A 9,387-nucleotide genomic window follows, 5' to 3' on the forward strand; every position below is an offset into this window, starting at 1 on the left:
AAGATGGACCGGGTAGAGAACCGTCCCCAACTCGGTCCGGGGCGGGGACGGCTCTGGGCGGTCGGCGGGAGGGTCAGTCGTCCTCGGGGTGGACGAGGGTCGCGTACCACTGTTTGGCGGCGGCGAAGTCGGCGTCGGTGAAACCACGGGCCACGACCGGACGCACCCCGTCGGCGCGCGGGTAGGAGCCGAGGAAGATCACGTCCTCACAGATCCGGTGCAGACCGAGCATCGCCTCCGCGACGCGGGGGTCTCGCAGGTGCCCCTCGGCGTCGATGCTGAAGCAGTAGTTGCCCATGCCGGTCTTCGTCGGACGTGACTCGATGCGGCTCAGCGACACCCCGCGGCCGGCGAACTGTTCGAGGATCTCCAGCAGCGCGCCCGACCGGTCGGTGTGCATGTAGGCGACCAGCGTCGTCTTGTCCGCGCCGGTCGGCTCGGACGGCTCGGTCGGACGCGACACCAGGACGAACCTCGTCACCGCGGACGGGTTGTCGGCGATCCCGGTCGCGATCGGGACCAGCCCGTACTGCTCCCCGGCCATCTGCCCGCAGATCGCGGCGTCGAAGCGGGAGGCCGGGTCAGCCACCTCCTGCGCGGCGGCGGCGTTCGAGCCGCCTTCGGTGACCGCCACCCGTGGCAGGTTCGCAGCCGTCCAGTACCGGGTCTGCGCAGCGGAGTGCGGGTGGGTGATCACCCGGCGCACGTCGGCCAGCGTGGTTCCCGCGCGCGCGTACAGGTTGAATTGGACCGGCACCAGCACCTCACGGACGATCATCAGCCGGCGGCCGCTCGCCAATGTGTCCAGGGTCGCCGACACCCCGCCCTCGACCGAGTTCTCGATCGGCACCATCGCCGCCTCGACCTCGCCGCCGCGCACCGCGTCCAGCGCCTGCGGGACGCTCGGGTAGGCGATCGCCTCGTCCGCCGAGATCGTCAGCAGCGCCTGGTGGGTGAAGGTTCCCGCGGGTCCGAAGTAGCCGAGCACCCGCTCAGCGTAGTGGGGCGGACGCCGGTGCACGCGTCCCGCCCCGGCCGCGCAACCGGTGCGGGAGCCTGGGCAACTCTCGGCCCCACGTCCACCACCAGTGCACGATCCCCACCAGGACCAGGATCTGGGCGCCCGAGCAGAGCTGGTTGCGGATGGCGTCCGAGACCGCGGTCATCTGGTCGCTGAACTGGACGGACCGTCCGGTGACGTAGGCGACCGAGAGCCAGAACCCCCGCCACATCATCATCACGTCCAGCCGCGACGCCATCATCAGCCCCAGCGGCACCCAGGTGGTGAGGTCGTACCAGCTGAGTGTGTACGGCGAGGTGACGAGCCAGGCGGCGGTGAGGATCGCCGCCGTCCGGACGGCGATCGTGAGCGGGTCGCGACGCGGGTCCTCGTCGTGGGGGACGCCGGGGACGTGCCGCCACGGCATCACCCGGGACAGCATCCAGATCACCGCGACCATCATCGCCCAGCCCGCCCAGCCGATGATGCCGCGGGTGGTCAGGTCCCCGAGCAGCGGGGTGAGCAGCCACTGCAGGGCGGGCGCCCACGACCCGGCCGAGATGTAGCCGGTGTTGCGGCCGGCGGCCAGCAGGGCCCGCGGCACCACCAGCCCGTACGCGATCGCGAGTGGAATGGCCGCGCCGAGCACCAGTTGCAGCAGCTTGCGCCAGTCACGCCGGTAGCCCCAGGCCATGGCGATGCCGTAGAAGATCAGCGAGACCTTCACCGTCCCCGCGATCCCGATCCCGAGGCCGGCCAGGAACGGGCTGCGGCGCATGAACATCAGGCCGAGGATCGCGAAGACGAGCGTGAACGCCTCGTTGTGCGCGCCCGCGAGCACCGACCAGATCATCAGCGGGTTGAGGACGGTGAACAGGATCGCCCGGGTCTGGATCCGGTGGTTGTCGTGGGCGAGGACGACCGCGACGGTCCCGATCACGAGGAACGGCAGCAGTGCGAACATCTGCAGCCAGAACACCGTGTCGTGCATGTTTCCGTTGCCCAGCCACGCGGCCAGCCACTGCGAGGCGGACGCGAGCGGCCCGTACACGCTCGGGGTGTCCTGCCAGGGACGCTCCGTCCAGATCAGGACGGGGTCGTACTCCTGCCGGAAGATCTCCGCGGGCGTGATGTTGTACGGGTCGAGGCCGAGCACCTGGAGGCGCCCGTACGCCGCGTACATGAGGACGTCGGCGGACGTCATCGGAGGGACCAGGCAGGTCAGGACGCTGAGCACCGACCCGAGCAGGAAGAGCCGCCGGTTGTTCGGTCGCCAGCCGAGGTTGACCGCCCGCCAGCACACGAACAGGCCGATCGTCCCCAGCGCGAGGGCCAGCCACAGCACCGGGACGGCCACCCATTCGCTGAGTTCGACCGTGCCCACCGGCAGGTACCACGGCGGCAGGTAGCCGACCCGGGGACCGAGCTTGAGGGCGACCGAGGACGGTCCGCAGAACGCGACCCCGAGGATCAGGATCGTGCCGGCGATGATCAGCCCGAGTCCCAGCCGGGGGTTCCTGGCCCAGGGTGCGGCGAGCACCGCGCGCACGCGCGCCGTCACACCGCCGATCCCGAATCCCATCGCCTGCCTCGACCTCATCCCGGGAAGCAGGCTACCGGCTGGCCACGGCCCGATCCGGCCCCGCCCGGACCCGAGACCGGACCGTTATCTTGCCGGACGCCGCGGTCACCACGACCGGCACGCGGTCCCGGGGAGGCGGGGGGAGGCGGCGGACTCCCCGCCACGAAGGGCCACCGCCGTGCCACGCCCGGTCGTTCGAGGGCTGTTCGGGCTACGCGTCGCGGTGCTGGGCGACCTGCTTGGCGCCCTGCTCGGCGATGATCCGGACGAGCTGGGTGCCGGGGACGAAGATGTTGACGGCCTCGACGCCGACGTCCAGCAGGAAGCGGGGTTCGAGGATCTTGCCGAGGTACTGCTCGAAGGTGGCGCCGTCGGGGCGGATGTCGCCGGTGAGGCCGTCGAACTCGACCACGGCCTCCTTGCCCGCGTGGCGGTACCGGAACGCGAACACCGGACGGTAGACCAGGTCGACCAGGTCGACGGTGACCCGCTCCTCCAGCACCCGGTCGGCGTCGATCTTCCCGATCGCCGCGGACATCACTTCGCGCACGAGCATGGACGCCTTGTTCTCCGGCGGCACCACCACGACGCCGCCTCGGGCCGCCTCGGCGAGCGCGTCGGCGTCGGTGACCGTCCCGGGGTAGGTCAGATAGGACGCCAGGGTGGGGTTCTCGGTGCGGGACAGCCCGTCGAAGAGGTACTGCCGGGAGGTCTCGTCACGGCACGACTCGAGGCCGGACAGCCGGAACTGCCCCTTGTCCACCGGCAGTTCCTCGCCGAACACCCGGACGCTGCGGACGCTCGGCGACACCGTGAGCGTGTAGCTGCGGGTCCGCTCGTACCCGGCGGTGGCGGTCGCGTGGAGATGCCAGAAGGGCTGCAGTCGGCGTTCGCGGTAGACGCACTCGTAGTCCTCCGAGGTCGACCGGTTGAGCAGCCCGCCGAGCCGCGCGACCGTGCCGAAGGCGTCCGCGCGACGCGCCCAGGCCCTGCCCTCGGCGTGATCCAGGCTGAATCGCTCGGTGAGTACGAAGATGCGTTCCTCTGCGATCTCGACGTCCATCCCTGTTCCCCCTTGTCGATCAGGGGTCAGCCTAGGCGGCGAGGGGGTCTGTGCGGCAGGGGCAAACGTTCCCGCCCCGCCGGGCGCTGCTCCGCTACTTCAGCAGCCGCGACAGCCTCCGGTCGGCCAGCAGCTTGCCTCCGGTCTGGCAGCCGGGGCAGTACTGCAGCGAGCTGTCGGCGAAGGAGACCTCGGCGATCGTCGTGCCGCACACCGCGCACGGCTGGCCCGCGCGCCCGTGGACGCGGAGGTTCAGCTTCTTGTCTCCCTTCAACTGCTTCGCCGCCAGGCCGGCCGAACGGGCGACCGCGTCCGCCAGCTCGGAGCGGATCGCCGCGTGGAGCGTCTCCCGCTCCGACGCCGACAGGGCGTTCGACGGCTTGAACGGGCTCAGCCTGGCGGCGTGCAGGATCTCGTCGGAGTAGGCGTTGCCGATCCCGGCGATGATCCGCTGGTCGCGCAGGACGCCCTTCAACTGGGCGCGGCCGGCCCGCTCCAGGATCGCGTCGAGCACCGCCGGAGTGAAGTCGTCCGCCAACGGGTCGGGCCCCAGCGTCGCGATGCCCGGCACGTCCTCGAGCCTCGTCACCACGTAGACGGCGAGCCGTTTCTGGGTGCCGGCCTCGGTCAGGTCGAAGCCGGAGTCGTCGTCGAACACCACCCGCAACGCCAGCGGGCCGCGACCGGGGCGCGCGGGGGTCTGCGGCATCGCGTCCTTCCAGGTGAGCCAGCCGCCCCGGGCGAGATGGAACACCAGCCACAGCCCGTCGACGGACAGGCAGACGAACTTGCCGCGCCGCGCGACCGCGTCCACCTCGAGCCCGTTGAGCGCGCCGAGCGGAAGCTCGAACGTCTTCAGGCAGGCGAAAGCGACCAGTTCGGTGCGCGCGACGACCTTGCCGACGCACGCGCCGGTGAGGAACCCGCGCAGGGCCTCGACCTCCGGCAGCTCAGGCACCGGGCCTCCTTCCCGCCGTCCATACCGGCGACGGCACGGTGAGCAGTTCGGCCAACAGGGCGAGGTACTCCTCGCGCTCCACTTCGATCACCCCGAGGCTGGCCAGGTGGTCGGTCTGCCACTGGACGTCGATGACGCGGTCCTCCGCGCGCTCGTCGGACAGGACGTCCACCAGCGCCACCAGCGCCACCTTGGACGCGTCCCTGCCGCGCTCGGGGTCGTGGAACATCGACTCGCCGGCGAACAGCCCGCCCAGCGATACCCCGTACAGCCCGCCGACCAGCCGACCGTCCGCGTCCCAAGTCTCCACGGAGTGGGCGTACCCGGCCCGGTGCAGGGCGGTGTAGACGCGGCGGACATCGGCGTCGATCCACCCGAAGGGGCGCCGCGGGTCGGCGCACCGCTCGAGCACCTCGGGGAACGCCGCATCGACCGTGGTGGTGTAGTGCTTCGCCGACTTGCGGAGCGACCGCGTGACCCGCAGCGCGTCCAGCGGCAGCACTCCGCGCGCGAGTGGCGACCACCAGCCCATCTGTCCGAACCCGGACTCGTGCAGCGGCATCGGGAAGACGCCCTCGGTGTAGGCGGCGAGCACCAGCGCCTCGTCGAACTCCGCCGAGAACGCGATCAGGTCCTGCGCAGGCCAGCCCGACGACGGCCCGAAGATGCCCGGACGCCGTGCCATGCCCCGATTGTGCCAGCCTCCCCCGACAGGCCGCGGTCGGTCGTCCGTCGCAATTCGGCCACGGGATCCCAGAATGGTGCCCCGGAGAACGTTTTCCGCCGGCTCGAATGGCCGAATCGCGACACCCCGGGACGGATCGGGGACCGATGGGGGACGAGCTCCGGTCCCGTCGACGCCGGGCGCGCCTAGGCTGGGAACCTGACAGCGAGAGGAAACCGATGGCGAACGCCGCGTCCGACTTCGGCAAGCAGCTGGTCACCCGCACGCCCGAGGTGGCCGGAGGTCTGCTGCGCAGCATCGTCGACTTCGCACTGGATGGAGGCTCGGCCTTCCCCGGCGCGAAGGCGACCGCGGCCCGGTTCCTGCAGTCCCGTGGCGACCGCGAGGCCGCCATCGACGGTCTGGTCACCTACCACGTGGGCATGGCATCCGCACAGGGCTTCGTGACCAGCGTCGGAGGACTGATCACGCTGCCGGTCGGCCTTCCCGCCAACATCGCGGGCATGGCGGTGCTGAGCGTCCGGATGATCGGGTCGATCGCCCACCTGCGCGGCTACGACGTGTCCGACCGGCGCGTCCGGGCCGCCCTCACCCTGGCGATGCTCGGCGATGACGAGGTCCGCAGGCTGGTCGCGGACGGCCGTCTGCCCACCTCGCCGCTCGCCATTGCGACCGCTCCGATGTTCGACCCGGCCCTCGAGCGGCTGATCAGTGAGCGGGTGATGGGCTCACTGGCCGGACGGATGGGCAGCAAGCACCTCGCCGTGGTGGTCGTCCGGAGGATCCCGCTGGTCGGCGGCGGCGTCGGTGCGGCCGTGGACGGCTGGCTCACGTTCGGGCTCGCCGGCTACGCCCGGCGCGAGTTCGTCGCCCGCCACCAGACGTCCATCCCTCCGCAGTAGCCGTCAGCGACCCTCCTCCGACCGTGGACCGGGGTGGCGTCCCGGCGCCGGGGTGGCGTCCCGGCCCGCGACCAGATCCCCCAGGACGAGCTCAGGAGCCGATCCCGTCCTGAGGGACCTGGTCGCGCGCGACCCGGCGGGTGATCAGGCAGGTCACCTCGTAGGGGATCGTGCCCATCGCGTCGGCGAGCTCGGAGGTGGTGATCTCCTCCGCACCGCTGCGTCCGACCAGCACCACCTCGTCTCCCACGGCGACCTCGGTCGCCGGACCCAGGTCGACCATGGTCTGGTCCATGCAGACCCGTCCCGCGATCGGATAGCTGCGGCCCCCGATCAGCATCCGCCCGCGACTCGACAGCAGGCGGGAGTACCCGTCGCCGTAGCCGACCGGGACGGTGCCGATCCAGGTGTCCCGCGGCGCCGTCCAGGTGCGCCCGTAGCCCACGGTCTCGCCCGCGCGCACCCGCTTGACGAAGGTCACCCTGGTGCGCCACTCCAGGCCCGGGGCCAGGGCGATCGACCGCTCGGCGGCGGGGTCGGGGTAGGCGCCGTAGACGATGATCCCGGGGCGGACGAGGTCGAACCACGCATCCGGGTGGCCGAGCACGGCACCGGAGTTCGCGAGGTGTTTCAGCAGCGGGCCGTGCACGGCCTCGACGGTCTGCGCGGTCTGCCGGAACAGGTCGATCTGGCCGGACGTGAACGCGTCCCCCCGCGGCGAGTCGGAGATCGGCAGGTGCGAGAACAGACCGTCGAGCCGGACGCCGGCAGTCGCGTCGGCGAGCCGGGCGAGCCCCGGGGCCTCCTCGGGCTCGCACCCGATTCGCCGCATGCCGGTGTCGACCTTCAGGTGCAGGCTCGCCGTGGTGCCCAGGTCGGACGCCGCCGCGGCTTCCTCCTCGATCGACGCGGCGTCGGTCACGCACAGGGTCATCCCGGCCGCCACCGCGGCGCGGACCTCCTCCCCGCGGGCCACCGACAGCTTCAGGATCGGCAGCCCGATGCCGGCGGCGCGCAGTTCCAGTCCCTCGCCGACGGTGGCCACGCCGAGCCAGTCGGCCGCGCCGGTTCGCTCGACCATCCGCGCCACCGCCACCGCACCATGGCCGTACGCGTCCGCCTTCACCGCGGCGAGGACCAGGCGCTCGCCCACCCGCTGCCTGATCGCGGCCAGGTTCGCCCGGATGTGGTCCAGGCGGGTGGTCGCCACGCTGCTCGCGCCGAGCACGCTCACGCCTGTCCGGTCTCGACCGGGCGGTCCGGGTCGCTCGACCAGCCCGACCACGACGGTGCGTAGAGCGCGGCCTCCACGCCGAGGCTGGCCAGCGCCAGCACCGCCTGGGCGGCCGAGACCCCGGACCCGCAATAGACGGCGACCCTCCCGCCGTTCTCCGGCAACTCCAGTCTTTCCTCCAGCTCGTGCCGGGACGGGAGCGCGCCGTCCGCGTCCCAGAGGCCCGCGACCGGGCGGTTGACCGCCCCGGGGATGTGCCCGGCGCGGGGGTCGATCGGCTCGACCTCGCCCCGGAACCGTTCGGGCGCGCGGACGTCGATGAGGACGCCGGCGAAGGACGCCACCGCGTCGGCGTCGAGGGTGGGCAGGTGGCCGGTGGTCAGGGTGAGTGGCGGGGTGGGGACGAGGTCCGCGGCCCCGGTCTCGAGGTCGTGTCGCGCCGCCAGCCAGGCGGTCAGCCCGCCATCGAGCACCCGGACATCGAGTCCGGCCCACCGCAGCACCCACCAGGCCCGGCCGGCGGCGAAGGACCCGGGGAGGTCGTAGACCACCACGGGACGGCCCGGGTCGACCCCGAGCCGGTCGAGCCCTGCGCCGAGCCGGTGCGCATCCGGCAGCGGGTGGCGGCCCTGCCGCGGGTCGTCCAGGGGCCCGGTCAGGACACCCTCGAGGTCGAGGAATCTCGCCCCCGGGATGTGCCCGGCCAGGTACTGCTCATATCCGGCTCCGGGACGCTCGCCGAGCGTCCAGCGGACATCGAGCAGCTGGGCCCCCGCCGCCAGCGCGTCGGCAAGGTGGCTGACGGGGAGGAGGACGTCCGCGCGCGTGGTCACCCGCAGAACTCTAGGACCCCGTCCGATCGGCGCCGGCCCCGTCCGCGCCACCACCCGGTCCGCCCGTACGCCCGGTTTCCGCTCGAACGCTCCCGAAAGCCGCAGCCGGCAGCGGAGTTCCGCCGGGACGCACGCCCCGAACCGGCTCAGAACAGCAGGGCCAGCGCGGGATCGGACATGATCGTGGAGACGTCGGCGAGGAACTTGGAGCCCATCTCGCCGTCGACGAGGCGGTGGTCGAAGGTGATCGTGACCGTACAGACGCTGCGCGGCTCGATGTGCTCGTTCTCGCCGGTCCCGACCACCCACGGCTTGCGGAGAATCGTGCCGAGGCACATGATCGCCGCCTCGCCGGTGTTGGGGATCGGTGTGCCGCCGTCCACCCCGAACACGCCGACGTTGGTGATCGAGAACGTTCCACCCGCCAGCGCGGAGGGGGGCACCTTGCCCGACCGGGCCAGCGGCACGAGCTCGTTGATCGCCCCGGTGAGCTCGAGCAGGTTCAGCTTGTCCGCCGCCTTGATGTTCGGCACCAGCAGGCCACGTGGGGTGGCCGCGGCGATGCCCAGGTTCACGTCGTCGTGCAGGACGACCTCGTCGCGCTCCGCGTCGTAGCTGGAGTTGATCTCCGGCACCCGCTCGATCGCCAGGCAGGCCGCCTTGGCGAAGATGGCCAGCGGCGAGATCTTCAGGCCGGTGAAGTCGCGGCGACGTCGCAGCGTGTCGATCAGCTCCATCGTCGCGGTCACGTCCACCTCGACGAACGCCGTGGCCTGCGGGACGGCCAGCGAGGCGGTCATCGAGCGGAACATCTGCTTGCGGACGCCCTTCAGCGGGATCCGCTTCTCTCCCGTACCTCCGGCGGCGGCAACGACGTCGTCGATGGTGACCGTCCCGCCCGGCCCGGTCGGCTGGACGGTGGCCAGGTCGATCCCGAGGTCACGGGCGACCCGGCGGACGGGCGGCTTCGCGCGCGCGGCGGCCGGAGCCGGGGCCGACGGTGGACTCGACACCGACGCAGGACTCGACACCGACGCAGGACTCGACACCGAGGTCGAAGTCGGCGCCGCTGCACGGCGGGACGCGGCCGGAGCCGGGGTCGCCGGCACCGCGGCCGCGGGGGGCGCGGC

9 protein-coding genes are annotated in these 9,387 nt (G+C 72.1%); 1 reads left to right on the forward strand and 8 read right to left on the reverse strand.

Annotated elements, in window-relative coordinates; genetic code table 11:
* Window positions 1-73 precede the first annotated feature (73 nt).
* From pheA to aat, 5 genes are all read right to left on the reverse strand, one after another.
* The gene (gene pheA / locus QM633_RS13025; RefSeq protein WP_415154193.1) at window positions 74-988 is read right to left on the reverse strand and encodes a prephenate dehydratase; all 915 of its coding nucleotides are present in this window, start codon (window positions 986-988) and stop codon (window positions 74-76) included.
* A gap of 4 nt (window positions 989-992) precedes the next feature.
* Window positions 993-2,600 carry a polyprenol phosphomannose-dependent alpha 1,6 mannosyltransferase MptB gene (gene mptB, locus QM633_RS13030; RefSeq protein WP_415154194.1) on the reverse strand — a complete coding sequence of 536 codons (1,608 nt, stop codon included), beginning with the start codon at window positions 2,598-2,600 and terminating at the stop codon, window positions 993-995.
* Between the two features lie 193 nt (window positions 2,601-2,793).
* Window positions 2,794-3,645, reverse strand: coding sequence for a hypothetical protein (locus QM633_RS13035; RefSeq protein WP_415154195.1), 852 nt, complete (start codon window positions 3,643-3,645; stop codon window positions 2,794-2,796).
* A 94-nt stretch (window positions 3,646-3,739) separates the two neighbouring features.
* On the reverse strand, window positions 3,740-4,603 hold the full coding sequence (locus tag QM633_RS13040) for an Fpg/Nei family DNA glycosylase (protein WP_415154196.1): 864 nt from the start codon (window positions 4,601-4,603) through the stop codon (window positions 3,740-3,742).
* Complete coding sequence (gene aat / locus QM633_RS13045; protein WP_415154197.1) at window positions 4,596-5,288, reverse strand: leucyl/phenylalanyl-tRNA--protein transferase; 693 nt, start codon at window positions 5,286-5,288, stop codon at window positions 4,596-4,598. Before aat ends, QM633_RS13040 begins: the two co-directional genes overlap by 8 nt.
* A gap of 218 nt (window positions 5,289-5,506) precedes the next feature.
* On the opposite strand from aat, the gene QM633_RS13050 reads away from it, so the two are divergent.
* The gene (locus QM633_RS13050; RefSeq protein ID WP_415154198.1) at window positions 5,507-6,190 is read left to right on the forward strand and encodes a hypothetical protein; all 684 of its coding nucleotides are present in this window, start codon (window positions 5,507-5,509) and stop codon (window positions 6,188-6,190) included.
* A 91-nt stretch (window positions 6,191-6,281) separates the two neighbouring features.
* Here the strand turns inward: QM633_RS13050 and alr are convergent, their stop codons facing one another.
* The 3 genes from alr to QM633_RS13065 all read right to left on the reverse strand — a co-directional run.
* A complete protein-coding gene (gene alr, locus QM633_RS13055) occupies window positions 6,282-7,424 on the reverse strand; it encodes an alanine racemase (protein ID WP_415154199.1) in 1,143 nt (380 codons plus the stop codon).
* The gene (locus tag QM633_RS13060; RefSeq protein WP_415154200.1) at window positions 7,421-8,257 is read right to left on the reverse strand and encodes a sulfurtransferase; all 837 of its coding nucleotides are present in this window, start codon (window positions 8,255-8,257) and stop codon (window positions 7,421-7,423) included. The genes alr and QM633_RS13060 overlap by 4 nt, the downstream gene beginning before the upstream one ends.
* A gap of 146 nt (window positions 8,258-8,403) precedes the next feature.
* The coding region (locus QM633_RS13065; protein ID WP_415154201.1) for a dihydrolipoamide acetyltransferase family protein at window positions 8,404-9,387 on the reverse strand (984 nt) is incomplete at its 5' end.

It is taken from the genome of Propionicimonas sp., from assembly GCF_047606205.1.
Classification (GTDB): domain Bacteria; phylum Actinomycetota; class Actinomycetes; order Propionibacteriales; family Propionibacteriaceae; genus Propionicimonas.

Coding starts and splice junctions, on each gene's coding strand:
- aat (WP_415154197.1), bottom strand. CDS start 5,288: ATGGCACGGCGTCCGGGCATCTTCGGGCCGTCGTCGGGCTGGCCTGCG.
- mptB (WP_415154194.1), bottom strand. CDS start 2,600: ATGAGGTCGAGGCAGGCGATGGGATTCGGGATCGGCGGTGTGACGGCG.
- QM633_RS13050 (WP_415154198.1), top strand. CDS start 5,507: ATGGCGAACGCCGCGTCCGACTTCGGCAAGCAGCTGGTCACCCGCACG.
- QM633_RS13035 (WP_415154195.1), bottom strand. CDS start 3,645: ATGGACGTCGAGATCGCAGAGGAACGCATCTTCGTACTCACCGAGCGA.